We start from the raw sequence: 25,292 nt of genomic DNA on the forward strand, positions 1-25,292 counted from the left end.
GCCGACGGGACCGGCTGTCGGTGCCGTGTGCGAGGGTTCGGGCATGGACGCACAGCACGTGGAACGCAGTTGGGACGAGACCGTCGCCCTCTTCGAGCGGCGGGGGCTGCCCGAGTCGTCGTACGAGAACCTCTACGAGGAGTCCTACGACGTGCACACCGGCCCGGTGGTGATCGCGGGCGACCTCGACCTGGACACGGTCGGGTCCTCCGGCGCCGGGGTGGTCGTCGACGGCGACCTGACCGTCGAGGGCAGCATCGTCAACGTCGACGACGGCTGCCCGGCCTCGGTCGTCCTCGGCGACCTGCGGGCCGCCAACGTCTACCTCGAGGGCGACGCCAAGCTGCTGGTGCTGGGCAGCGTCACCGTGGACGCCTTCATCGGCAGCATGACGGACAAGCTGGTCATGATCCACGGCGACCTGCGGGCCGGAGTGACCGTGCTGTCGGGTGAGTTCAGCCCCGACCTGGTCGGCGGCACCCTGCACGGCGCGGTCGTCGCGCCCGCCTACCTCGACCTCGCCCAGGACGTCGACCCGGCCGCGGTCCTCGTCCCCGAGGTGCTGCGAGCGGAGGGCGAGGACGACCCGCGCGGCTTCGACGCCCCGCGGGTGCACGGCGGCCGGCTGCTGAGCCGTATCGTGAAGGGACTCCCGGTCGCCCTAGGCTGAGCCGCATGAGCGATCGAGCGGTGCTGCACGTGAAGGGCAGGGTCCTGGCGGGCCCCGAGGACGTCCGCGACGAGCTGTGGGTGGTGGACGGCCGGGTCTCCTACGACCGTCCCGCCGGCGCCCGTGACATCCGGACCGTCGAGGGCTGGACGCTCCCCGGCCTCGTCGACGCCCACTGCCACGTCGGCCTCGGCCCGCACGGCCCGGTGGACGCGGCGACGGCCGAGAAGCAGGCCCTCACCGACCGCGAGGCCGGCACCCTCCTCATCAGGGACGCCGGTTCACCCTCCGACACCCGCTGGGTCGACGACCGGGACGACCTCCCGAAGATCATCCGGGCCGGCCGGCACATCGCCCGGACCCGCCGCTACATCAGGAACTTCGCCCACGAGATCGAGCCGGCCGACCTGGTGGCCCACGTCGCCCAGGAGGCCCGGCGCGGCGACGGCTGGGTCAAGCTGGTCGGCGACTGGATCGACCGCGACCTCGGCGACCTGGCCCCCAGCTGGCCCCGGGACGCCGTCGAGGAGGCCATCGCCGAGGCCCACCGGCTCGGCGCCCGGGTCACCGCCCACTGCTTTGCCGAGAGCTCGCTCACGGACCTCGTCGAGGCCGGCATCGACTGCGTCGAGCACGCCACGGGCCTGACGGAGGACCTGATCCCCCTCTTCGCCTCCCGCGGCGTCGCGATCGTCCCCACCCTCGTCAACATCGCCACCTTCCCCGACCTGGCGGCGGGCGGCGAGGCCAGGTTCCCCCGCTGGTCGGCCCACATGCGCCGGCTGTACGAGCGCCGCTACGACACCGTCCGGGCCGCCTACGACGCCGGGATCCCGGTGTACGTCGGCACGGACGCCGGCGGCAGCCTGGCCCACGGCCTGGTCGCGGCCGAGGTCGCCGAGCTGGTGACCGCCGGGATCCCGCCCCTGGACGCGCTCTCGGCGACCAGCTGGGCGGCCCGCGCCTGGCTCGGCAGGCCCGGCCTTGAGGAGGGCGCGCCGGCCGACCTGGTGGTGTACGAGAGCGACCCGCGCGCGGACGTGCGCGTCCTCGCGTCCCCCCGGAGAGTGGTGCTGAACGGGCAGGTCGTGCAGTAAGGGAACTCCTGTGCCGACCGATTCGAATATATTCACGGAAAGTCCACTATTGAGTGAAGTGACGCAGGATTGCCGCCTGTTCACCCACAGTGCGTAATTCTTGGCGGGTCCCGAGCAAGTTTCCTCTGGGGGTCCCACCACCTTGAACAGCGACACATTCCGTATGCCCGCACGCCGTCTCGCGACCCTCGCGACGGCCACGGCCCTGGCCGCCGGTCCCGCGGTCCTGGCCGGCGCGGGCACCGCACACGCGACCACCGATCACGGTCGCGCGAGCGCGGTCGTCCTGCGCACCGGCCTCGACGTCTCCCTCCTCAGCAAGACCGTGAACGTCCCGCTCGCGGTCTCCCTGAACGAGGTCCAGGCACCGCGGAGCGCCGACCGGACGGCGCTCACCGCCACCCTCGACGGAGTCGACGGCGGCAAGCCCTTCAACGTCCTCGGCGCGGACGTCGCCGCGGCGAAGGCGACGGTCACCGCCGACCGCGCCGAGGCCTCCGTCCATCTCGCCCACGCCCGGCTGCACCTGCCGGGCCTGCCCCTGCTGTCCCTCGTCGAACTCGACACGGTCACGTCCGAGGCCACCTGCGAGACCGGCAGGCAGCCGGAGGCCTCCGCCGACGTGCTCGGCGCCGTCACCGTGCTCGGCAAGCGCGTGACGCTCAGCGCGGGCGGCCCCACCGACGTCAAGGTCCCCGGCGTCGGCGAGGTCCGCCTCGACCTGTCCAAGCGCGAGACGACCTCGACCACGGCGGCGGCCAGCGCCCTCGAACTCAAGGTCTCCATCAACCCGCTGAAGCTCAACGTGGCCGAGGTGGAGGGGACGGTGACGCTGGCGAAGGCGACGTGCGAAACGCCACCCGACTCCGAGGCCGCTCCGGCCGCTCCGGGCGACCCTGCCGACCCCACAGACCCCGCCGACCCGGCGACCGACGTGAAGGTCCAGGGCGCCCCGGCGAAGGAGGCCACCAAGCTGGCGGAGACGGGCGGCAGTTCGGCGATGCCGTACGTCGTGGGAGGAGCGCTGGCGTTGATTCTGGCGGGCGGAGGAGCGGTCACTGTGGTCCGGCGCAGGCGATAGCGCCCCTTTAGGGGCGCGGGGCGGTAGTCGATGTGCGGCTACCGCCGCGCGGGCGCGACCAGCCACAACGCACCCGCGGTCGCCCACGGTCCGCAGTTCCTCCTGCCATCACGCCCGTATCAACATCAGCGCCTGATCGAGCGCCTGGAGGAACCGGTTCACCGTCACCCGGTCCCGCACCGCGATCCGCACCCACTCCTCGTCGAGCCCGGGAAACGTGTCCCCCCGCCGCACGGCGTACCCCAGCACCCGCAGCTGCCGCCGCACGGCCGCCGCCCCCGCCATCCGGACGAGCACGAACGGCCCCTCCGCCGGCCCCGCCACCCGCACCCCCTCCGGCGCGAACTCCTCGAGCCCCGCGACCAGATGGGCCCGGTCGGTGGCGACGCGGTGTGCCGCGTGCGCCGCCTCCGCCAGCGCGCGCGGCGCCACACACGCCTCGGCCGCCGCCAGCGCCGGCGTCGACACCGGCCACAACGGCTGCGCCCGCGCCAGCTCGGCGACGATCTCCGGCGCGGCCAGCACGTACCCGATCCGCAGCCCGGCCAGCCCCCACGTCTTCGTCAGGCTCCGCAGCACCACAAGACCCGGTACGTCGGTCCGCCCGGCCAGCGTCTCCCGCTCACCCGGCACCGCGTCCATGAACGCCTCGTCGACCACCAACGTCCGCCCGGGACGGGCCAGTCGGGCGATCGTCTCGGCCGGGTGCAGCACCGAGGTCGGGTTGGTCGGGTTGCCGATCACCACCAGGTCGGCGTCCTCCGGGACGGCCACCGGATCCAGCCGGAACCCGTCCGCCTCCCGCAGCAGCACCCGGTCCACGGTGTGTCCGGCGTCCCGCAGCGCCGCCTCCGGCTCGGTGAACTGCGGGTGCACCACCACCGGCCTGCGCACCTTCAGCGCCCGCGCCAGCAGCACGAACGCCTCCGCGGCACCCGCCGTCAGCAGCACCCCCTCCACCGGCAGCCCGTGCCGCGCCGCGACCGCAGCCCGCGCCGCCCGCCCGTCCGGGTAGGCCGCGAGCCCGCCCAGGGACTCCGCCAGCCGCTCCCGCAGCCAGACCGGGGGAGTGCCGGTCCGCACGTTGACCGCGAGGTCGACGAGCGCCGGACCGCCGTCCCGGACCTCGGCGTCGCCGTGGTGGCGCAGATCGTGCCCGCCCCCGGAGCCTCTGTCGCCTCCGGGGCCGTCGGCACCGCCGGAACCGTCCTCAGTGCGCATGCGCGTGCCCGCCATGGTGATGATGTCCGTGCCCGTGGTGCTGGCCGTCGTCGTCCGGGTGGAAGTGCGGCTGCTGCGGCAGCCCGACCTTGTCCTCGAAGCCGGGCAGCGCGATCCGGTACACGCACGAGTCGCAGTTCATCCGCAGATCACCCTCGACCGCCTCCCGGTAGCGCTCCATCACCAGGTCCAGCAGCTCGGGTTCGGGCCCGATGACGTCCGCCGAACGCACCTCGATCTCCGGGTGCGCCGCCGCCCAGCCCTCGGTCTGCTGCCGCACCCGGTCCGGCAGGATCCCGGTGAAGAGAAAGTACGGCAGGACGACGATCCGGCGCGCCCCCAGTTTCAGACACCGGTCGAGCCCGCTCGGCACGTCCGGCGCCGCCAGCGACACGAACGCCGTCTCCACCCCCGCGTACCCGCGGCCCTCCCAGAGCAGCCGGGCCGCCTTGTACACCTCGGCGTTGGCGTCGGGGTCGGTGGAACCCCGGCCCACCAGCAGCACGGTCACGTCCGAGCGGTCCTGGACGGCCCGCGAGGAACCGCCCAGCGCCTCGTCCAGCCGCCGTTCGAGGACCGACAGCAGGGAAGGGTGCGGACCGAGCGGACGGCCGTAGGCGTACGAGATCCCCGGGTGCCGCTCCTTCTCCCGGGCCAGCGCGGCCGGGATGTCGCCCTTGGCGTGCCCGGCGGAGACCAGCATCAGCGGAACCGCGGCGAACCGCCGTACGCCCCGCTCCACCAGTTCGGCCACGGCGTCGCCGAGCGGCGGCGGGGACAGCTCGATGAAGCCGCCCGCGACGGGCAGTTCGGGGTGGCGGCGCCCCAGCTCCCGTACGAAGTCGCGGAACGCCTCGGCCCCGGCTTCGTCGCGGGTGCCGTGGCCGGCGATGAGCAGGGCGGGCGGGGTGGTCACGGCGTCTCCTCGGAAGTGGGGTGGTACAGCAGGGCGTTGAGCGCGGCGGCGGCGACCGCCGAGCCGCCCTTCTCGGACACGTTGCTCACGGCGGGCAGTCCGCTCTCCCGCAACGCGGCCTTGGACTCGACCGCGCCGACGAAGCCGACGGGCAGACCGATGACGAGCGCGGGGGCGGCGTCCAGTGTCAGCAACTCCTCCAGGGCGGTCGGCGCGTTGCCGATCACCCACAGGGCGCCGGGCCCGACCTGCTCGTAGGCGAGCCGGATCGCGTGTGCCGAACGGGTCAGCCCGGGCCCGGACTCGGCGTCGCGCAGCCGGCACACCGTCGCGCGGCGGGTGATCCCGGCGGCGACCATCTCGACGTCCACGACGACCGGCGCCCCGGCGTGCAGCGCGGCGTGCGCCTTCACCAGGTCGCCCTCGTCGGTCACCAGGTCGGTCGCGTACTCCAGGTCCGCCGCGGAGTGCACGACCCGCTCCACGACCGCCCGGGTCAGCGGCGGGAGGTGCGAGGTGTCCAGGCGGGCGCGCAGCCGCCGGTAGGACTCCTCCTCGATGGGATGGACGACCCGGTTCACCTGACCTCCTCCTGGGTGCTCCCCTGCCAGCGGTAGCCGCGCGGGGTGACCATGCGCCCGGCGATGTTCCGGGTCGCCGTGTTCCCCACGGTCACGACGGTCATCATGTCGACCCACGCCGGATCCAGCGCACCCAGGGTGGTCAGCCGGCTCGACTCGTCGGGGCGCGAGGCGTTGCGTACGACACCGACGGGCGTCGTCGGCTCCCGGTGCCCGGCGAGGATCGCGAGCGCTTTGGGCAGCTGCCAGTCGCGGCCCCGGGAACGCGGGTTGTAGAACGTCACGACGATGTCCGCCTCGGCCGCCGCGCGCACCCGGCGCTCGATGACCTCCCACGGCGTGTGCAGGTCGGACAGGCTGATCGAGACATGGTCGTGGCCGAGCGGCGCGCCCAGGATCGCCCCGGCCGCGAGGGCGGCCGTGACACCGGGTACGCCGATCACGTCGATGTCGTCGGAGGCCTCGGCGAGCGCCGGGGAGGCCATCGCGTACACGCCCGCGTCCCCGCTGCCGATCAGCGCGACGGCCTGCCCGGCGCGCGCCTCGGCGACCGCGGTCCGGGCCCGCTCCTCCTCGGCGCCGAGCCCCGACTCCAGGATCCGGGTGCCGGGCCGCAGCAGGTCGCGGATCTGGTCGACGTACTGGTCGAGGCCGACGAGCACGGCGGCGCGCCGGAGTTCGGCCCTGGCGCGCGGGGTGAGCAGGTCCCGGGCGCCCGGGCCGAGCCCGACCACCGCGAGCCGGCCGCGCGCAGGCCGTCGTACGACGGCGCAGGTCGCCATGGCCGGCCGGCCGTCGCCGCGCTCCGACTTCCGCTTGGGGACGAGGAGTTCGCCGCCGCGCGCGAGGGCCGCCGCCTCGGCGACGGAGGGGGTGCCGACGGCGGCGAGGGGAGCGTCCGAGGGGTTGGGGACCCGCACCCCGGCCAGCTCCCCGGCGGAGTACGTCACCAGCGGGACCCCGAGCCGCGCCGCCGCCGCGACGATTCCGGGTTCCCCGGACTTGGCGTCGACGGTGGCGAGTTCGGCGATGCTGCGCGGCGACAGCCCCGCGTCCCGCAACGCCGCCTCGACGAGGCCGAGCACCTCGTCGACGGGGGCGTCCTTCGAGGCGCCGACACCGACGACGAGGGACGGCGGTCGCAACAGCACCTCGTTCCCGGCGGGTTCGACCGCGCGGTCGGTCAGCCGGACGGCGAAGGCGCCCTCCTCCGCCAGCGGCAGTGGCGGCAGCGGCCACGTCAACTCGGCGTGCAGCGCCACCGGTTCGCCGTCCAGCAGAGCCCGTGACACGGCCGCCACCGAGCCCTCGACGGGGAGGCCGAGGGTGTCGAGCCCGGGCAGCCCGACCGCGTCGGTCGCGGTGGTCACCACCGGCTGCGCGGCCAGCAACTCACCAACCTGCACGGCGAGTTCGTTGGCGCCGCCGCCGTGCCCGCCGACCAGCGACACGGCGAACCGCCCGCCCTCGTCGACGCACACCACGCCCGGGTCGGTCGCCTTCCCGCCCAGCAGCGGGGCGATCAGCCGGACGACCGCGCCAGTGGCCAGGAAACACACCAGCTGCTCGCACTCCGCGAACGCGGACCGCACGGCGTCCTTGACGGGACCGTCGTACACCCGCGTGCGGTCCGGCCACGCCGCGGCCAGCCGGTCGCGCGCCGCCGCCCCCGCCGCGGTGGCGGAAATCAGGCCGATCACAGAGCAACTCCTTCGTCAGACAACGGGGTTCGTGTTCCCGTTCGTGTTCCCCAGAGCAGGAACACGGGATTGGTCGCCGCCAGCCGGGTCACGTCGCCCGGCAGCGGTGCGAGACGGGACGACTGCAGCAGCACCCCGTCGCAGGAGAACCCGGCACCGGTGAGCGCCGCGCGCGCCGCCGGTACCCGGTCCAGGGCGGCCATCGCGACCACCACGGTCCGCCGGGCGCGGGCGGCGCAGGCGCCGACGATCGCGGGCAGTTCGGTCCCGCCCCCGCCGACGAACACGGCGTCCGGGTCGGGGAGTCCGGCCAGGGCATCCGGTGCCATGTCACACACCACATCCACGTACACCCCGTGCGCCCGCGCGTTGGCCGCGATCCGCGCCACCCCGTCCGCCGCCTTCTCCACGGCGACGACGGCCGCGCCGAGCCGCGCGCACTCCACGGCCACCGACCCGGAGCCCGCGCCGACGTCCCAGACCAGGTCGCCGAGGCGGGGCCCGAGCCGGGCCAGGGCCAGCGCCCTCACCTCGAACTTGGTGATCATCGAGTCGCGGTGCGCGAACGCGTCCTCGCCGAGGGCCCACCCGGCGGGTTCCGCCCGGCCGCCCGCGACCGTCCGCGCGGCGCCCGGCGTCCGCGTCCGCGCCTCGTCGAGGCACAGCACCACGCTGACGTCCGGCCCCCAGTCCCGGTCGGCGGCCTCGGCGGGCGTGACCCGCTCGACGCGCTCCCGCGCGGAGCCGAGCGCCGACGCGACGACGAGCACGCGCGCGCCGGACCCGCCCACGGACCCGCCCGGTGGCGTGCCGTGCACTGTGCCCGGTGGCGTCGTGCCCTGCACTGCACCCGGTGGCATGCCCTGGGCCGTGCCCGGTGGCGTGTCCGGTGACGTGTCCTGCACTGCACCCGGTGGCATGTCCTGCACTGCACCCGGTGGCGTGTCCGGTGATGTGCCGAAGGCATGCCGCAGCGCCGCCCCCAGCTCCGCCGGGCCCGCTCCCGGCCCCGTCAGGACCGCGACCTTGGGGTGCGCCCGGCAGACGTTCACCGCCGTGCGGAGGGCGCGTCCGTGTGCGCTCACCACCACGGCGTCGTCCCAGGTGAGCCCGATCCGCGCGAAGGCGGCGGCGACGGAGGACACCCCGGGGCGGACGTCCAGCCGTTCCGCCCCGAACCGCTCGGCCAGCACCCGCACGATCCCGAAGAACCCCGGATCCCCCGAGGCCAGCACGGTCACGGGCCGGTCCTTGCCGACGTACTCCCCGATGGTGTCGAGGGCGGGCGCCAGCGGCCCGAGGACGACCCGCTCGGCCCCCTCCGGCAGCCGTACGGCGTCCAGGTGCCGCCGCCCGCCGACGACCAGCTCGGCGCCGGCCAGCGTCTCCGGTGCCGGGGGCGCTCCCGTCCCGGTACCGACCACGGTGATCATGTACTGGCCCCCCGCTCGCGCAGCTCCCGCCGGGCCTCGGGGTCGGCCTTGCGGAAGCCGTGGAAGTGGCCCGGGTGGTAGAGGTGCGAGCGGGTGCCCTGGGCGGCCAGGGCCGGGCCGACCAGGAAGAGGGTGTGCTTCCAGAGCCTGTGCTCCTTGACCGTCTCCTCCAGCGTCTCGATCGTGCACCGCACGACCAGCTCCTCCGGCCAGGTCGCCTGGTAGGCGACGACGACCGGGGTGGACGTCGGGTAGCCGCCCTCCAGCAGCTCGCGCACCAGCTGCCCGCTGCGCGCGGCGGAGAGGAAGACCGCCATGGTGGTCCCGTGCCGGGCGAACTCCCGCACCTCCTCCCCGGGCGGCATCGGCGTCTTGCCGCCGCCGAGCCGGGTGAGCACGACGGACTGCGCCACCTCGGGAATGGTCAGCTCGCGCTGGGCGAGTGCGGCAACGGCGGAGAAGGAGGAGACGCCGGGCACGATCTCGACCTCGATGCCGATCCCGGCACACCGGTCGACCTGCTCCTGCGTACCGCCCCAGAGCGCCGGGTCCCCGGAGTGGATCCGGGCGACCCGCAGCCCCTCGGCCCGTGCCCGCTCGTACACGGCGACGACGTCCTCCAGGGACATCGTCGCGGAATCGAGCACCTCCGCGTCCTCGCGGGCGTGCTGGAGGACCTCCGCCTGGACGAGGCTCGCGGCCCAGATCACGACGTCGGCCTCGGCGATGGCGCGCGCGGCCCGGAACGTCAGCAGGTCGGCGGCGCCGGGGCCGGCACCGACGAAGGTCACCCTGCCGGCCGGAGCGGCGCCGGAGGCGGGGTCGGCGGCAGCGGCAGAGGCGGCGGCATCGGCCATGGAAATTCGGTCCTCTCTGGACAAAGGGTGTTACTGGTGGTGCTGGATGTGCGCTGGGGCGGGTCGATCGGATAGCAAGGGCACATGGCGGTCTTCGTCGCGCTCGGCGCGTTCCTGATGACGCTGGCCGGCGGCTGGACGGCACAGCGTGTGACCGACCGTCGTCACCTGGTCCTGGGCCTGGCCGGCGGTCTGATGCTCGGGGTGGTCGGTCTCGACCTGCTGCCGGAGGCGCTGCGCGCGGCCGGCCGGGAGGTCTTCGGCGTACCGGCCGCCCTGCTGCTGTTCGTGGCAGGCTTCCTGCTGGCCCATCTGGTGGAGCGCACCCTGGCCCTGCGCCAGGCCGCGCACGGCGCCGACGAGCACGGCCACCGGGCCCCCGAGGTGGGCCTGACGGCGGCCGGTGCGATGGTCGGCCACAGCGCGATGGACGGCGTGGCGATCGGCGCGGCCTTCCAGGTGGGCGGCGGCATGGGCGCGGCGGTCGCGCTGGCCGTGATCGCCCACGACTTCGCGGACGGCTTCAACACGTTCACCATCACGAGCCTGTACGGCAACGCGCGCCGCCGGGCGATAGGCATGCTGGTCGCGGACGCCTTCGCACCGGTCGTCGGCGCCCTGTCCACGATCTTCGTCACCATCCCGGAGAGCGTTCTCGGCGGCTATCTCGGTCTCTTCGGCGGCGTCCTGCTCTACCTGGCCGCCGCCGAGATCCTCCCCGAGGCCCACCACGAACACCCGGCCCGCTCGACGCTGCTGTGCACGGTCGCAGGCGCGGCCTTCATCTGGCTGGTGGTGGGCATCTCCGGCTGACGCCCGACCGCTCACAGTTTCCCGCCTCTGCCACCGTCCCGGCGCGGGGGCGCGATGAGCGTGGAGAGGTACGGCAGCGGGGAGCCGTCGAGCTCGGCGGCCGGCCGGACGGATTCCTCCGCCAGTCCCAGCGCCGCCCCCCACACCGCGTCGTCCAGCCGCCCGGCCTCCCGCAACGCCTCCACGACCGCCCCGGCATGCCGCCCGAACTTGTACGCCACGACCGTCCCCGGCCCGCTGAGCGCGTCCTTGAGCACCTCGGCCCCCGCCGTCACCGGCACCAGCGTCAACGGCTCGGTCCCCTCGGTGAGCACGGCCCCGGAGCGGGCGGCGAGATCCTGCATGGCGGTGATCCCGGGCACGGTCTCCACCACCACGTCCGGCACCAGTTCGGCGATGGTCTGCGCGAGATACGTGAACGTCGAATAGACGTTCGGATCCCCGATGGTGGCGAAGGCGACCGTCCCGTTGCCCCGCAGCAGCTCGGCGACCCGGGTCCCCGCCGCGTCCCAGGCGGCCTCCCGCCGCCCCCGGTCACTGCGCTCGTTCAGCGCGAAGACGACCCGTACGACCTTCTCCGCCCCGACGTAGTGCAGCACCGTGGCCTCGGCCCGTCCCTGCTCACCGGTGTCCATCACCGGGACCACGACGACATCGGCCGCACGCAGCGCGTTGACCCCCTTGACGGTCACCAGCTCCGGGTCACCGGGCCCGACCCCGACTCCGATCAACCTGCTGCTGCTCATGACGTCCGGCACCTCTCCACGAACCTCCGGGCCACACCGGGCTCGGACGCCCAGTGCGTGTGCAGATAACTCGCGTGCACACCCCGCTGTACAAAACCTTCGACCCGCGGCCGGGGCGCACGCACCCCCCACGCGGGAGCCGCCCCCGCCCCCGGCTCCACCACGGTCCGGTGGAACTCGTGCCCGCGCATCCGCGTCCCGGCGACGGCCAGCACACTGTCACTCACGGCAACGGCATCCCGGTACCCGAGAGTCAGCCGTTCCGACATCCGCGCGCCCGCGTCCAACACCCCGCACATGGGCAGCCCGTCGAGCTCACGGCAGAGGTACAGCAGCCCGGCGCACTCGGCGGCGACAGGGGATCCACCGAGGGCAAGCTCACCGACCGCCTTGCGCAGCGGCTCATTGGCGGCCAACTCGGCGGCGTACACCTCGGGAAACCCACCCCCGATCACCAACCCACGCGTCCCGTCCGGCAGTCGCTCATCCCGAAGCGGATCGAACACGACAACCTCGGCCCCGGCAGCGGCAAGCAACTCGACATGCTCGGCATAGGAGAAGGTGAACGCGGCCCCACCAGCGACGGCAACCCGCACGCCGGTCTTCTTCGCCCCGTCCGGCGTCTGAGGACGAGAGCCGTCCCGCACCCCTTCCAGCCCGTCCGGCGTCTGAGGACGAGAGCCGGTCCGCGCCCCCTCCAGCCCGTCCGGCGTCTGAGGACGAGAGCCGTCCCGCACCCCTTCCAGCCCGTCCGGCGTTTGAGGACGAGGCCGTTCAGGCCGAAGCGGGGGTCCGGGGGCGGCAGCCCCCGAAACGGGCGGTCGAAGGGGGTCCACCCCCTGGAGGGACGGGACGGGTAGGGGCGGCGGGGGCGAGGAAACCAGGGCCGCACCCGCATCCCACGCAGCACCACCCGGCACCGTCCCGGCCCCCCGCGCCAACCCCATCAGCCCCTCCAGGTCACACCCGTCGGAGACCTGCGCGGCCATCGCCGCCACCGCCTCCACCGCCGCCCCCCGCCGCTCGGCAACCGGCACCAACCCCAGATGCCGCGACGGCGTATCCACCCGCGCCACCCGCCGCAACACCCCGAACACCGGCACCCCCGCCGAATCCAGCGCCTCCCGCAGCAACTCCTCGTGCCGGTCCGACCCCACCTTGTTCAGGATCACGCCCCCGACCCGCACCTCCGGATCCCACGACGCGAACCCGTGCACCAGCGCCGCCACCGACCGCGACTGCGACGACGCGTCCACGACCAGCACCACCGGCGCCCGCAACAGCTTCGCGACATGCGCGGTGGACGCCAGTTCCCCTTCCCCCGCGGCCCCGTCGTACAGCCCCATCACGCCCTCGACGACGGCCAGGTCACACCCCCGCGCGCCGTGCGCGAACAGCGGGCCGATCAGCTCCGGCCCGCACAGGTACGCGTCGAGGTTCCGCCCCACCCGCCCGGTCGCGAGCGCGTGGTACCCCGGGTCGATGTAGTCCGGCCCGACCTTGTGCGGGGACACGGCGAGCCCCCGCGCGGCGAACGCGGCCATCAGCCCGGTGGCGACGGTGGTCTTGCCGCTGCCCGACGAGGGCGCGGCGACGACCAGCCGGGGCACGGACGAGGACATCACCACTCGATGCCCCTCTGCCCCTTCTGCCCCGCGTCCATCGGATGCTTGACCTTGGACATGTCGGTGACGAGATCGGCGAGGTCGACCAGCTTCTCCGGCGCGTTCCGCCCGGTGATCACGACATGCTGCGTCCCCGGCCGGTTGCGCAGCACCTCCACGACCTCATCGGTGTCCACCCACCCCCAGTGCATCGGGTACGCGAACTCGTCGAGCACGTACAGCCGGTACGTCTCGGCGGCGAGGTCCCGCTTGACCTGCTCCCAGCCCTCCCGCGCCTTCTCCTCGTTGTCCATCTGGGCGTCGCGCTGGACCCAGGACCAGCCCTCGCCCATCTTGTGCCAGTCGACGGTCCCGCCCTCGCCGGAGGCGCCCAGCACCCGCAGCGCGTTCTCCTCGCCGACCTTCCACTTCGCCGACTTGACGAACTGGAACACCCCGATGGGCCACCCCTGGTTCCAGGCCCGCAGCGCGAGCCCGAACGCGGCGGTGGACTTGCCCTTCCCGATCCCCGTGTGCACGACGACGAGCGGCCGGTTGCGGCGCTGGCGGGTCGTCAGGCCGTCGTCGGGCACGACACTCGGCTGTCCCTGCGGCATTACGCGGCCCTCCTCGAACGACCCTGAACGTCATTCACCAGCCCGGCGATCGAGTCCGCCCGCAGCTCGTCGAGCGTCACCGCGGTACCGCCCAGCTCGCCCGCCAACTGGCCGGCGAGCCCCAGCCGCACCGGCCCGGACTCGCAGTCCACGACCACCGAGGCGACCCCGTCGGCCGCGAACAGCCGGGCCGCCCGCCCGGCCAGGGCGACCGGCTCAGGCCCGCCCGTGGCCCGTCCGTCGGTCACCAGCACCACCAGCGCCCGCCGCGCCGGATCCCGCAACCGTTCCACCCGCAGCACGTCGTGCGCCTTGAGCAGCCCGGCCGCGAGCGGTGTACGGCCGCCGGTCGGCAGCGACTCCAGCCGGGCCGCGGCCGCGTCCACCGACGAGGTCGGCGGCAGCGCCACATCGGCGGCCGAACCCCGGAAGGTCACCAGCCCCACCTTGTCCCGCCGCTGGTACGCGTCGAGCAGCAGCGACAGCACGGCGCCCTTCACCGCGCCCATCCGCTGCCGGGCCGCCATCGACCCGGACGCGTCGACCACGAACAGCACGAGGTTCCCCTCACGCCCTTCCCGGGTCGCCTGCCGCAGATCGTCCCGCCGGAGCACGAGCCCCGGCCCGGACCGCCCGCGCGCCCGCTGGTGCGGGGCGGCGGCCTGCACGGTCGCCGCCAGGTGCAGCTTGGTCAGCGCACCGCGCGGCCGGCGCGCGCCCGTGGTCCGCCCGTGCTCGGTCCGCGCCCGCGACCGCCGCCCGGCGGCGCCCTCGCCGATCCCGGGCACGCTCAGCACCTTGGTACGAAAGGGCTCGGCGGCCCGCACGGGCGCCTGTTCCCCGCCACCGGCCTGCTGCGGCACGCCGTCGCCCTCCCCGGCCTCGGGCCGGGCGGCACCACCGGTGTCCCCGTCACCCTGCGGCCCCTCGTCGGGCCGCGGCTGCCCGCCGCCCCCACCGGGACCGTCCGGATCCGGATCGTCCTCGCTCCGGTCCTCCCCGGAGAACTCCTCCAGCGTCTGGTCCAGCTTGTCCTCGTCGAGTCCCGGCGCGTCAAAGGGGTTGCGGCGCCTGCGGTGCGGCAGCGCCAGCAGTGCGGCCTGCCGTACGTCCTCGGCGAGCACCTCGGTCCGCCCGGCCCACGCGGCCAGCGCGGTCGCCGTCCGGGCCATCACGATGTCGGCGCGCATCCCGTCGACCTCGAAGGCCGCGCAGGTCGCCGCGATCTGCCGCAACGCCCCGTCGCCGAGCCGGACCGACGGCAGCAACTCCCGTGCCGCCATGATCCGTTGCCGTACGGCGGTCTCCTCGCCCGCCCAGCGCGCCGCGAACCCCGCCGGATCGTCGTCGTACGCGAGCCGCCGCCGTACGACCTCCACCCGCTGGTCGGGCTCGCGGGAGGCGGCCACCTCCACCGTGAGGCCGAACCGGTCGAGCAACTGCGGTCGCAGCTCGCCCTCTTCGGGGTTCATCGTCCCGACGAGCAGGAAGCGCGCCGCGTGCCGGACCGACACACCCTCGCGCTCCACGTACGACGCGCCCATCGCCGCCGCGTCCAGCAGCAGGTCGACCAGGTGGTCGTGGAGGAGGTTGACCTCGTCGACGTAGAGGATGCCCCGGTGCGCGTCGGCCAGCAGGCCCGGCTCGAAGGCCTTCACGCCCTCCGCCAGGGCGCGTTCGATGTCCAGGGCGCCGACCAGCCGGTCCTCCGAGGCGCCCACCGGCAGCTCGACCATGCGCGCCGGGCGGGACTCGAAGGCGCCGGGCGGGTTGTGCGGGCCGTCCGGGCAGGCCGGGTCCGGGGCGGCCGGGTCGCAGGAGAAGCGGCAGCCGGCGACGACGTCCACGGCCGGCAGCAGCGCCGACAGCGCGCGCACGGCGGTGCTCTTCGCGGTGCCCTTCTCGCCGCGCACCAGCACGCCGCCGACCGCCGGCGAGACGGCGTTCAGCAGCAGCGCGAGCCGCAGGTCGTCCTGGCCGACGACGGCCGTGAACGGGAACGGGGTACTCACTGGTCGTCGCCCTCCGAGTTGCCTTCCAGGTCGCCTTCGAGCTCGAGGTAGGTGGCGCGCAGCCGTTCCAGGGTGTCCGCGTCCGGCTCGGCCCACAGGCCCCGGTCGGCGGCCTCCAGGAGCCGTTCGGTGATGCCGCGCAGCGCCCACGGGTTGGACTTCTTCATGAAGTCCCGGTTCTCCGGGTCGAAGACGTACTCCGCGCTGAGTTTCTCGTACATCCAGTCGTCGACCACGCCCGCCGTGGCGTCGTAGCCGAAGAGGTAGTCGACGGTCGCCGCCATCTCGAAGGCGCCCTTGTAGCCGTGCCGGCGCATCGCGGCCATCCAACGGGGGTTGACCACCCGGGCCCGGAAGACGCGGTGCGTCTCCTCGCCGAGGGTGCGGGTCCTCACCTGGTCGGGGGTGGCCGAATCACCCACGTACGCCTCGGGGTTGGCGCCGGTCAGGTGACGGACCATGGCGACCATGCCGCCGTGGTACTGGAAGTAGTCGTCGGCGTCCACGAGGTCGTGCTCGCGGGTGTCCACGTTCTTCGCGGCGACCGCGATCCGCTTGAACGCGGTCTCCATGTCCCCGCGCGCCGCCCGCCCGTCGAGCCCGCGCCCGTAGGCGTAACCGCCCCACACCGCGTACACCTCGGCGAGGTCCGCGTCGGAACGCCAGTTGCGGGCGTCGATCAGGGGCAGCAGCCCGGCGCCGTAGGCCCCCGGCTTGGAGCCGAAGACACGGGCGGTCGCGCGCCGCCGGTCGCCGTGCTCGGCGGTGTCCTCGTCGGCGTGCGCCCGCACGTAGTTGGACTCCGCCGGCTCGTCCAGCTCGGCGACCGTGCGCACCGCGTCGTCGATCAGCCCGACCACGTGCGGGAACGCGTCCCGGAAGAAACCGGAGATGCGGACCGTGACGTCGATGCGCGGCCGGCCCAGCTCGTCGAGCGGGACCACCTCGAAGCCGGTGACGCGCCGCGACGCGTCGTCCCAGACCGGACGGCAGCCAAGGAGCGCCAGGATCTCGGCGATGTCGTCGCCCTGCGTGCGCATCGCGGAGGTGCCCCACACCGTCAGGCCGACGGACTTCGGGTACGCCCCGGTGTCGCTCAGGTACCGCTGCACCAGCGAGTCGGCGAGGGACTGGCCGACCTCCCAACTCAGCCGGGAGGGAATCGCCTTGGGGTCGACCGAGTAGAAGTTCCGGCCGGTGGGCAGGACGTTGACCAGGCCGCGGGTGGGGGAGCCGGACGGGCCGGCCGGGACGTAACCGCCGTCCAGGGCCTTCAGGATGTGCCCGATCTCGTCCGTGGTGCGGGCGAGCCGCGGCACGACCTCGTTGCAGGCGAACTCCAGCACGGCCACCGCGTCCGGGAGTTCGGTGCCGAGGACCTCCCGCACCAGCGCGCGGCTCTCGCCGACCGCCCAGTCCCGCTGCTCCATGCCCTCCGCGACCCGGCGGCACAGCTGCTCCAGCAGGTCGATCGCGTCGGCCGCGGTGCGCGACGGACCCTCGACCAGATCCGACAGCTCGACCGGCACCTTCACCGGCGCGCCCGGCTCCGCGAGCAACTCCTTCTCGACCAGGCCGAAATACGCGGCGAAGGCGGCGCGAAGCCCCGGCAGCGCGTTGGCCTGCCCGCCCCACACCTGCGAGGCGCGCAGCACGGCCAGCACCAGGTTCACCCGGGGCTCGCCGACCGGACCGCCGCCGAGGATGTGCAGCCCGTCGCGGATCTGCACGTCCTTGATCTCGCACAGGTAGCCGTCGATGTGCATGACGAACGAGTCGAAGTCGTCGTCCTCGGGCTGCTCGGCCACGTGCAGGTCGTGGTGGAGCTCGGCCGCCTTGACCAGCGTCCAGATCTGGGCGCGGACGGCCGGCGCCTTCGTCGGGTCCAGGTCGGACACCAGCGCGTACTCGTCGAGCAGTTGCTCCAGCTTGGCCAGGTCGCCGTAGGTGTCGGCGCGGGCCATCGGCGGCACCAGGTGGTCGACGACCGTGGCGTGCCCGCGCCGCTTGGCCTGGGTGCCCTCACCGGGGTCGTTGACGATGAACGGGTAGATCAGCGGCAGTTCGCCGAGGACCGCGTCCGGCGCGCAGCCGGCGCTCAGCCCGAGGCCCTTGCCCGGCAGCCACTCCATCGTGCCGTGCTTGCCCATGTGCACGATCGCGTCCGCGCCGAATGAGTTGTCCAGCCACCGGTAGGCCGCCATGTAGTGGTGCGACGGCGGCATGTCCGGGTCGTGGTAGATCGCGATCGGGTTCTCGCCGAAGCCGCGCGGCGGCTGGATCATCACGACGACGTTCCCGAACTGCAGGGAGGCCAGCACGATGTCGTCCCCGTCGACGTACAGGTTGCCCGGCGGCTCGCCCCACGCCTCCGTCATCGCGTCCCGCAGCTCCGGGTCGAGCTTCTCGAACCACGCCCGGTAGTCCGCGAGCGGCACCCGCGCGGGCGCGGCGGCCAGTTGCTCCTCGGTGAGCCATTCGACGTCGTGGCCACCGGCGTTGATGAGCCGGTGGATCAACTCGTCGCCCTCGGAGGGGTATTCGGATACCCCGTAGCCGGCCGCCGCGAGGGCGTCCAGCACCCGCACCGCCGACGCGGGCGTGTCCAGGCCGACCGCGTTGCCGACCCGGGAGTGCTTGGTCGGGTACGCGGTGAAGACCAGCGCGATCTTCTTCTCCGCGTTCGGCTTGTGCCGGAGCCGCGCGTGCCGTACGGCGATCCCGGCGACCCGTCCGGCCCGCTCGGGGTCGGCGACGTACACCGGGACGTCGTCGGGACCCTGCTCCTTGAAGGAGAACGGGACGGTGATCAGCCGCCCGTCGAACTCCGGGATCGCGACCTGCATCGCCGCGTCCATGGGGGAGAGGGCCGCGTCGGACCCGTCCCAGGCGCTCTTCGAGGAGGTCAGGCAGAGACCCTGCAGCACCGGCACGTCGAGGTCGGCGAGCGCCCCGATGTCCCAGGCCTCCTCGTCGCCGCCGGCCGAGGCCTGCGAGGCGTGCGTACCGCCGGCCGCCAGGACGGTCGCGACCAGCGCGTCCGCCTCGGCGAGGAGCTCGTACAGCCCCGCGTCCGCGCCGCGCAGCGAACCGCAGTACACCGGAAGGGCGTTGGCGCCGTGCGCCTCGATCGCGTCGCACAGGGTGTCCACGAAGCCGGTGTTGCCGCTCAGTTCGTGGGCCCGGTAGAAGAGCACTCCGACGGTCGGCCGGCCGCTCTCCCGGGTACGCGCGCCGTGCACGCCGTACTCCGGCATCTTCCCCGGCTCGACGAACCCCTCGCCGGTGAGCAGCACGGTGTCGGAGAGGAACCGGGCCAGCTCGGTGAGGTTGGCGGGGCCGCCCTCGACGAGGTACCTGAGGGCCTCGGCGACCACACCCGCCGGCACCGACGACTCCGCCATCAGCTCGGCGTCCGGCACCGCCTCGCCGCCGAGCAGCACGGTCGGGATCCCGGCGGCCTTCAGCGCGGCGAGCCCGTCCTCCCAGGCCCGCTTGCCGCCGAGCAGCCGTACGACGGCGATGTCCGCGCCCGCGATCAGCGCGGGCAGCTCCTCCGCGACGTCGACGCGCGTCGGATTGCCGATCCGGTAGTCGGCACCGGAGGCGGCCCGGGCCGCCAGCAGATCGGTGTCGGCGGTCGACAACAACAGCACAGTGCTCATGCGGGCGCTCCCGGTGGAATGAAAGGCAGTCCTTGCGGCGCGCCCGACTCGATGAGCCGCCAGAGCGCGTCCGTGTCCGCGTGTTGTTCGATCAGGTCGCCGAGCCGGTCGAGCTGCTCCTCGCGCAGCGCGGCGAACGAGGTGTCGGGGGCCGGCACGAACCGGCGGCCCGCGGCGGCCGCCACCTCGCGCAGGAAGGCCCGGCGGAAACCGTCCGACTCCAGCGAGCCGTGCCAGTGCGTGCCCCAGGTCTGCCCGACCCGGCAGCCGTCCAGGAAGGGTTCGCCTCCGGTGACTTCGGCGACCCCGTGATGGATCTCGTACCCCTCGGCCCGCTCGCCGAGTGCCGTCCCCTCCGGCCGGGTGAGGATCTTCTCGGGGGCGAACCGCACCCTCAGAGGCAGCACCCCGAGACCCTCCACCCGCCCCCGCCGGCTCTCGACCTCGTCCTCGATGTGCTCCCCGAGGATCTGGAAGCCGCCGCAGACGCCGAGCACGGGCCGCCCTTCGGCAGCGCGCCTGCGGAGCGCCTCCGCGAGCCCCCGCTCGTGCAGCCACTCCAGGGCGCGGACCGTGCCCCGGGTGCCGGGGACGATGACGAGGTCGGCGTCGGCCAGCTCCTCCGGCCGGTCCACGAACCGCACCACGACGCCCGGTTCGGCGGCCAGCGCGTCCACGTCCGTGAAGTTGGACATCAGGGGGATCGCACAGACGGCGACCCGCAGCACGTCATCGCCCACGGGCGGGGCGGTGTTCGACTCGCGCACGGTCCCGCGCAGGGACACCCGCAGCCCGTCCTCCTCGTCGATCCCGAGGCCGTGCCGGAAGGGCAGGACGCCGTAGGTCTGCCGCCCGGTGAGCCCGTGGAGCATGTCGAGGCCCGGCTCCAGCAGGGAGACGTCCCCGCGGAACTTGTTGACGAGGAACCCGGCGACGAGGGTCTGGTCCTCCGGCGAGAGCAGCGCGACGGTCCCGAAGAAGGAGGCGAAGACACCGCCGCGGTCGATGTCCCCGACCACGAGCACGGGCAGCCCGGCGTTCCGGGCGATCCCCATGTTCACGATGTCGGTCCGGCGCAGGTTGATCTCCGCCGGACTGCCGGCCCCCTCACAGATCACCGCGTCATACGTGCCCCGCAACTCGGCGAGACAGTCGAGCACGGTCCCGAGCAGCTTCTGCTGCCGCCCGCCGTGGTAGCCACGCGCGCTCAGCTCGCCGACCGGCTTGCCGAGCAGCACGACCTGACTGCTCTGCTCGCCGCCGGGCTTGAGCAGCACGGGGTTCATCAGCGCGGTCGGCTCCACCCGGCAGGCCTGCGCCTGCATGGCCTGCGCCCGCCCGATCTCGGCTCCTTCGCGCGTGACGAAGGAGTTGAGCGACATGTTCTGCGCCTTGAACGGCGCGACCTTCACACCCTGCCGCACCAGCCACCGGCAGATACCGGCGGTGACGACACTCTTCCCGGCGTCGGAGGTGGTACCTGCGACGAGGAGGCCTCCGTTGTTCATGACGCCCTGCCCCGGAGCGATCCGCGCAGCAGCGCCCCGGCCGCGCCCACCCCCAACGCCAGCCACCCCACCCGCCGCGACAACCACACCGCCCGCTCGATGTCCGCGACTTCCACGGCCCGCCCCTCCCCGTTCAGCACCGGCCGGTGCTCGACCCGGCCCCCGTACGACAACGTCCCCCCGAGCCGCACCCCCAACGCCCCCGCGAACGACGCCTCCACGGGCCCGGCGTTGGGACTCGGATGCTTCACGGCATCGGCCCGCCAGGCCCGTACGGCCCCCCGCGGGTCGTCCCCGGCCGCCGCGGCCAGTACGGCGGTGAGCCGCGCCCCCGGCCAGCCGGCCACGTCGTCCAGCCGCGCGGAGGCCCACCCGTACCGCCGGTACCGGGCCGACCTGTGACCCACCATCGCGTCCAGGGTGTTGACGGCCCGGAACCCCACCAGCCCGGGGACGCCGGCCACGGCTCCCCACACCAGCGCGCCCACGACCGCGTCGCTCGTGTTCTCGGCGACGGACTCCACGACCGCCCGCGCGATCCCGTCGGCGTCCAGGGCCTGCGGATCCCGTCCGCACAGATGCGGCAGCCGGGCGCGGGCCGCCTCGACGTCGCCGGCCTCCAGGGCCCGCCCGATGCCACGGGCCTCGCGCGCGAGCGAAGTACCCCCGACCACGGCCCAGGTGGCAGCGGCGGTGAGAGCGACGGACGCGGCGGCGGACGGCCGTACGACCCGCTGGGCCACGGCGCCCAGCGCCACGGCGCCGCCGGCGCACACCGCGGTGTGCAGCGCGCCCCACCCGCGGTGGTCCCGCCACAGCACCCGCTCCACGGCTCCGGCCGCCCGTCCGAACACGGCGACCGGATGCCCTCGGCGAGGATCGCCGAGCAGCAGATCACCGAGTAGGCCGGCGGCGGCGCCGTACGCGAAGACGCGATCGGCACCCATCGGCTCAGCCGGCCGAGGGGTCGGCGACGGGGTCGGGGACGGGCCGGGTACTCGACCTCGATCGGCAGCCGCGCATGGCGTTATGTCCTCACTCAGGGTGTCCACGCCCTGGTTCGACGAGACCGGCGGTGGGAGTTCCTGGCTTCCGGGGGATTGCTACCCCGGTGACAGTGGCGGGACCGCGCCGGATTCACACCGGCTTCCTCCCTTGCCGCCGTACATGGCTCCGGAAGTCCACCACGCCCCCGGAAGACCCGTCAACTTGCCTTTGACCTGCGAGGGGAGTGTGTGGGAAGGCCCACACCGGTTGTCCGGCGGGGCCTGTGGGGCATGCGGAAGGCTCCTCTCCGTCCGGACGGAGAGGAGCCTTCGAGGCGCCGACGAGGCCCTTTGTGTCAGGCCCTCGTGTGTCAGGCCTGCTTGTGCCGGGCCCTCTTGTGTCAGGCCTTCGCCACGATCAGGTGGATGCCGTACGCCACGGCGGCCGCGCAGCCGGCGAAGCAGAGGTAGGCGGCGGTCACGGCCAGGGCCGCGGAGTCGCCCTGGGCGGTGGCGCGTTCGCGGGCGGAGAGGCCCTTGATGCCGAGGGTGAAGAGGGCCACCAGTCCCACGGTGGCCACGAGGCTGACGCCGAAGACGGAGCCGATGGCTGCCCAGTCGATGTTCATGTCGCTTCTTCCTCGGGGTCAGACGGTGGCGGCCGGGTCGGCCGCGGGAGCGGCCGGGGCGGGGGAGGGGATCGTGGCGGTGAGGTCCTCCGCGACCGTGGCCGTGCCCACGGGCGGCGGGGTCACGGCGGCGATCGCCGTGGTCACCACGCCGGCCGGCTCCGCGGCGGCGACGACGTTGCCGCTGTCCACGACCTCGCGGCGGGAGAGCTTCCAGATCGCGGCGCTGGAGGCCACGAGGAAGACGGCGACGACCGCCGTGCCCCAGTCGCCGAGGTCCGTCACGGACTCGGCCAGCGCGCCGACCAGCGCGGCGGCCGGGAGCGTGAGCACCCAGGCGACCATCATGCGGGTCGCGGTGGACCAGCGGACCGTCCCGCCCCTGCGGCCGAGGCCCGCGCCCATCACGGAACCGGAGACGACGTGCGTGGTGGAGAGCGAGAAGCCGAGGTGGGAGGAGGCCAGGATGGCGGTGGCCGCGCTGGTCTGGGCGGCGAAGCCCTGCTGTGGCTGGAGGTCGGTCAGGCCGGTGCCCATGGTGCGGATGATCCGCCAGCCGCCGATGTAGGTGCCGAGCGCGATGGCGAGGCCGGCGGAGAGGATGACCCAGGTGGGAGGGTTCGAGCCGGGAGCGATGGAACCGCCCGCGATCAGCGCGAGGGTGATGATGCCCATCGTCTTCTGCGCGTCGTTGGTGCCGTGCGCGAGCGAGACCAGGCCGGCGGAGGCGATCTGGCCGGCACGGTAGCCCTTGCGGGTGGCCTCGTCCTCGGCGTTCTTCGAGAGCCTGTAGGAGAGGCGCGTGGAGAGCGCCGCCGCGAGGCCCGCGACGACGGGGGCGGCGACCGCCGGCAGCAGGACCTTGGTGACGAGCACGTCGCCGTGGACCGCGCCGAAGCCGGCGGAGGCGACGGTGGCGCCGATCAGACCGCCCATGAGGGCGTGCGAGGAACTGGACGGCAGGCCCACCAGCCAGGTCACCAGGTTCCAGAGGATGGCGCCGACGAGGGCGGCGAAGATGACCTCGGGACGAATGCCGTTCTCGTCGACGAGACCCTTGGAGATCGTGTTGGCGACCTCCACCGACAGGAAGGCGCCCACCAGGTTGAGCGCGGCGGACATGGCCACCGCGATCTTGGGCTTGAGCGCACCGGTCGAGATGGTGGTGGCCATCGCGTTGGCGGTGTCGTGGAAACCGTTCGTGAAATCAAACGCGAGTGCGGTGATCACCACAATCGCGAGGATCAGCGAGAAGTTTTCCATTTACCCAGGCAATCTTTCGAGGTCATTGGCTGTTGGACCGTAGGCAACCTGGATGAACGGAAGGTGAACTGGGGCGGTCTTGGTGGTGTATGAGATCGATATCGGGGTGGGTGTGCGCGGAGTGGGGTGAGGCCGCCGTCCCGGTTCCGGCCCGGCGGCCCGGTCGCCGCTTGGCTACAGGCCCAGGGCGAACGCCTTCAGTCGGCCCGCCGACCCGTTGAAGAGATTCTGGTCACCCGGCAGGCTGCCGCTGTTGTCGTACTGCCAGAAGGTCCACGACGACCATCCGGCCGGCAGCGTCCCGGCGTCCGCCGAGCCGTGCCGGGCGATCCACAGCGCGTGGTCGGCGGCGAACGCGCCGCTGCCGCCGGTGCAGAGGTTCCACCAGTTCGTGGTCGTGTAGATCACCGGCCGCCGGCCCGTCTCCCGCTTCAGCTCGTCGCTGAAGGACCTGATCCACTGGACCATCCGGGAGGTGCTCAGTCCGTAGCACCTGTGCTTCTTGTCGTACGGGTTGTACTCGACGTCGAGCGCGGGCGGCAGCGTCCAGCCGTCCGCCGTCCAGGTGCCGCCGTGGCTCACGAAGTACGCGGCCTGCCGGGCGCCCGACGACTTGTCCGGCAGGGCGAAGTGGTACGCGCCCCGCCTGATCCCCGCCTGGCGTGAGCCGTTGTACTGCTGGTCGAAGTACGGGTTGCGGTAGGTGGTGGACTCGGTGGCCTTGATGTAGACGAACCTGGCGCCCTTCGTCCTGGCGCTCGGCCAGTCGACGTTCTTCTGGTGCGAGGAGACGTCGTGCCCCTTCGGCAGGCTCGCCGCGGACGCCGGTGTCCCGGTGAACGCGGTCGCGGTGCCCGCGAGGGCGAGCGCCGCCACGGCCGCCGCGAGGGCGCGGGCGTGGCGGCGGCGCCGGCGGTGGCGGTCGTGGGACGGCGGAATACGGTCACGGGCCATGTTTCCCCCCGGAATGGCGACGTGTACGAAAAATCGTCCAGAGATTATTGGAAGATCGGCGTATCCTCGGCGATCTTCGGCCAAGCCTGGAAATGGAACTCTTTGCGGTGGTTTGCGCTCTACAGGATTCGGGACGTCCGGCCTAAAGTGCCCAGCCGTGCAGGCCCGTTGGAGCCCCGCCTGGCAGGATCGGGCCATGGCTGAGCAGCGGCGCGACGAGCGTGACGGACGGGATGGACGGGCCGGCGCACAAGGTGTGTCGGAGCCGCGAAGGCGGGATGTACGCGCGGCGGAGGCGGACGCCTGGCTCGAACTCGTCGACGCCGCCCGCCGCACGGTCTCCGACGGACTGGTCGTCGGCACCTCCGGCAACGTCTCGGTCCGCGTCGGCGACACCGTGCTGGTCACGCCGTCGGGCGTGCCCTACGACCGGCTCACCCCGGACGACGTGACGGGCGTGGACCTCGCCGGCCGCCAGGTCCTCGGCACCCTGGTCCCGACCAGCGAACTGCCGATGCACCTCGCGATCTACGGCAGCACCGACGCCCGGGCCGTCGTCCACACCCACGCCGTGCACGCCACGGCCGTCTCGACGCTCGTCCCCGAGCTGCCGGCGATCCACTACATGTCCGCAGCGCTCGGCGGCGCGGTCCGGGTTGCCCCGTATGCGACGTACGGCACCGACGAGTTGGCCGAGAACATGCTCCGCGCCCTCGCCGACCGCTCCGGCTGCCTCCTCCAGAACCACGGCACGATCACCTACGGCACCACCCTGACCCAGGCCTACGACCGCACCGCCCAGCTGGAGTGGATGTGCCGCCTGTGGCTGGCGGCGTCCTCGGTGCCCGGCCTGGCCCCGAGCCTGCTCTCCCCGGCACAGGTGGCGGAGGTGGGCGAGCGGCTCCGCGGCTACGGGCAGAAGGAGAAGTGAACGGAGGC

At 73.5% G+C, this 25,292-nt stretch carries 20 protein-coding genes, 1 pseudogene and 1 riboswitch; of the genes and pseudogenes, 5 read left to right on the top strand and 16 right to left on the bottom strand.

The window, feature by feature from the left end; all coding sequences use genetic code 11:
* Positions 1 to 43: 43 nt before the first annotated feature.
* From ACGF5O_RS03885 to ACGF5O_RS03895, 3 genes are all read left to right on the top strand, one after another.
* A complete protein-coding gene (locus tag ACGF5O_RS03885) occupies positions 44 to 670 on the top strand; it encodes a hypothetical protein (protein WP_393808304.1) in 627 nt (208 codons plus the stop codon).
* Positions 671 to 675: 5 nt separating this feature from the next.
* Entirely contained in the window at positions 676 to 1,767 is a 1,092-nt protein-coding gene (locus tag ACGF5O_RS03890; RefSeq protein ID WP_393808305.1) for an amidohydrolase family protein, read from the top strand.
* Between the two features lie 142 nt (positions 1,768 to 1,909).
* Entirely contained in the window at positions 1,910 to 2,848 is a 939-nt protein-coding gene (locus ACGF5O_RS03895; protein WP_393808306.1) for an SCO1860 family LAETG-anchored protein, read from the top strand.
* Between the two features lie 108 nt (positions 2,849 to 2,956).
* Here the strand turns inward: ACGF5O_RS03895 and cobC are convergent, their stop codons facing one another.
* From cobC to cobM, 6 genes are read right to left on the bottom strand one after another with little or no spacing between them, the layout of a single operon-like run.
* A complete protein-coding gene (cobC, locus tag ACGF5O_RS03900) occupies positions 2,957 to 4,069 on the bottom strand; it encodes an Rv2231c family pyridoxal phosphate-dependent protein CobC (protein ID WP_393808307.1) in 1,113 nt (370 codons plus the stop codon).
* Positions 4,059 to 4,985: a sirohydrochlorin chelatase gene (locus ACGF5O_RS03905; protein WP_393808308.1), complete on the bottom strand. Its 927-nt coding sequence runs from the start codon at positions 4,983 to 4,985 to the stop codon at positions 4,059 to 4,061. Before ACGF5O_RS03905 ends, cobC begins: the two co-directional genes overlap by 11 nt.
* Positions 4,982 to 5,566, bottom strand: coding sequence for a precorrin-8X methylmutase (locus ACGF5O_RS03910; protein ID WP_393808309.1), 585 nt, complete (start codon positions 5,564 to 5,566; stop codon positions 4,982 to 4,984). Before ACGF5O_RS03910 ends, ACGF5O_RS03905 begins: the two co-directional genes overlap by 4 nt.
* Positions 5,563 to 7,266 carry a precorrin-3B C(17)-methyltransferase gene (gene cobJ, locus ACGF5O_RS03915; protein ID WP_393808310.1) on the bottom strand — a complete coding sequence of 568 codons (1,704 nt, stop codon included), beginning with the start codon at positions 7,264 to 7,266 and terminating at the stop codon, positions 5,563 to 5,565. The genes ACGF5O_RS03910 and cobJ overlap by 4 nt, the downstream gene beginning before the upstream one ends.
* Positions 7,263 to 8,699 carry a precorrin-6y C5,15-methyltransferase (decarboxylating) subunit CbiE gene (gene cbiE / locus ACGF5O_RS03920; protein WP_393808311.1) on the bottom strand — a complete coding sequence of 479 codons (1,437 nt, stop codon included), beginning with the start codon at positions 8,697 to 8,699 and terminating at the stop codon, positions 7,263 to 7,265. Before cbiE ends, cobJ begins: the two co-directional genes overlap by 4 nt.
* Complete coding sequence (gene cobM / locus ACGF5O_RS03925) at positions 8,696 to 9,556, bottom strand: precorrin-4 C(11)-methyltransferase (RefSeq protein ID WP_393808312.1); 861 nt, start codon at positions 9,554 to 9,556, stop codon at positions 8,696 to 8,698. The genes cbiE and cobM overlap by 4 nt, the downstream gene beginning before the upstream one ends.
* A gap of 84 nt (positions 9,557 to 9,640) precedes the next feature.
* Here cobM and ACGF5O_RS03930 point away from each other — a divergent pair, with 84 nt between their 5' ends.
* Positions 9,641 to 10,369, top strand: a complete 729-nt coding sequence (locus ACGF5O_RS03930) for a ZIP family metal transporter (protein ID WP_393808313.1) — start codon at positions 9,641 to 9,643, stop codon at positions 10,367 to 10,369.
* Between the two features lie 11 nt (positions 10,370 to 10,380).
* On the opposite strand, the gene cobI is transcribed toward ACGF5O_RS03930, so the two are convergent.
* The 10 genes and pseudogenes from cobI to ACGF5O_RS03980 form a co-directional block, all read right to left on the bottom strand.
* Positions 10,381 to 11,127: a precorrin-2 C(20)-methyltransferase gene (gene cobI / locus ACGF5O_RS03935; protein WP_393808314.1), complete on the bottom strand. Its 747-nt coding sequence runs from the start codon at positions 11,125 to 11,127 to the stop codon at positions 10,381 to 10,383.
* A pseudogene (locus tag ACGF5O_RS03940) lies at positions 11,112 to 12,734 on the bottom strand (cobyrinate a,c-diamide synthase); the annotation flags it as partial. The gene cobI and the pseudogene ACGF5O_RS03940, both read right to left, overlap by 16 nt.
* Positions 12,735 to 12,736: 2 nt before the next feature.
* The gene (gene cobO, locus ACGF5O_RS03945) at positions 12,737 to 13,336 is read right to left on the bottom strand and encodes a cob(I)yrinic acid a,c-diamide adenosyltransferase (RefSeq protein WP_393808315.1); all 600 of its coding nucleotides are present in this window, start codon (positions 13,334 to 13,336) and stop codon (positions 12,737 to 12,739) included.
* Positions 13,336 to 15,348 (bottom strand): putative cobaltochelatase, encoded by a 2,013-nt coding sequence (locus ACGF5O_RS03950; protein ID WP_393808316.1) that lies wholly within the window; start codon positions 15,346 to 15,348, stop codon positions 13,336 to 13,338. The genes cobO and ACGF5O_RS03950 overlap by 1 nt, the downstream gene beginning before the upstream one ends.
* Positions 15,345 to 19,013, bottom strand: a complete 3,669-nt coding sequence (gene cobN, locus ACGF5O_RS03955) for a cobaltochelatase subunit CobN (RefSeq protein WP_393808317.1) — start codon at positions 19,011 to 19,013, stop codon at positions 15,345 to 15,347. Before cobN ends, ACGF5O_RS03950 begins: the two co-directional genes overlap by 4 nt.
* Positions 19,010 to 20,521, bottom strand: a complete 1,512-nt coding sequence (locus ACGF5O_RS03960) for a cobyric acid synthase (RefSeq protein WP_393808318.1) — start codon at positions 20,519 to 20,521, stop codon at positions 19,010 to 19,012. The genes cobN and ACGF5O_RS03960 overlap by 4 nt, the downstream gene beginning before the upstream one ends.
* Positions 20,518 to 21,468, bottom strand: a complete 951-nt coding sequence (locus tag ACGF5O_RS03965; protein WP_393808319.1) for a cobalamin biosynthesis protein — start codon at positions 21,466 to 21,468, stop codon at positions 20,518 to 20,520. The genes ACGF5O_RS03960 and ACGF5O_RS03965 overlap by 4 nt, the downstream gene beginning before the upstream one ends.
* A 112-nt stretch (positions 21,469 to 21,580) precedes the next feature.
* A riboswitch (cobalamin riboswitch) is annotated at positions 21,581 to 21,722 on the bottom strand.
* A 186-nt stretch (positions 21,723 to 21,908) separates the two neighbouring features.
* Entirely contained in the window at positions 21,909 to 22,136 is a 228-nt protein-coding gene (locus ACGF5O_RS03970) for a hypothetical protein (RefSeq protein WP_362651701.1), read from the bottom strand.
* Positions 22,137 to 22,154: 18 nt separating this feature from the next.
* Positions 22,155 to 23,399, bottom strand: coding sequence for an anion permease (locus ACGF5O_RS03975; RefSeq protein WP_393808320.1), 1,245 nt, complete (start codon positions 23,397 to 23,399; stop codon positions 22,155 to 22,157).
* Between the two features lie 174 nt (positions 23,400 to 23,573).
* Positions 23,574 to 24,353, bottom strand: coding sequence for a lysozyme (locus ACGF5O_RS03980; protein WP_393808321.1), 780 nt, complete (start codon positions 24,351 to 24,353; stop codon positions 23,574 to 23,576).
* Between the two features lie 196 nt (positions 24,354 to 24,549).
* Here ACGF5O_RS03980 and ACGF5O_RS03985 point away from each other — a divergent pair, with 196 nt between their 5' ends.
* Positions 24,550 to 25,284 (top strand): class II aldolase/adducin family protein, encoded by a 735-nt coding sequence (locus ACGF5O_RS03985; protein WP_393808322.1) that lies wholly within the window; start codon positions 24,550 to 24,552, stop codon positions 25,282 to 25,284.
* Positions 25,285 to 25,292 lie beyond the last annotated feature (8 nt).

The sequence above is a fragment of the Streptomyces sp. NPDC048291 genome, assembly GCF_043201715.1.
Classification (GTDB): domain Bacteria; phylum Actinomycetota; class Actinomycetes; order Streptomycetales; family Streptomycetaceae; genus Streptomyces.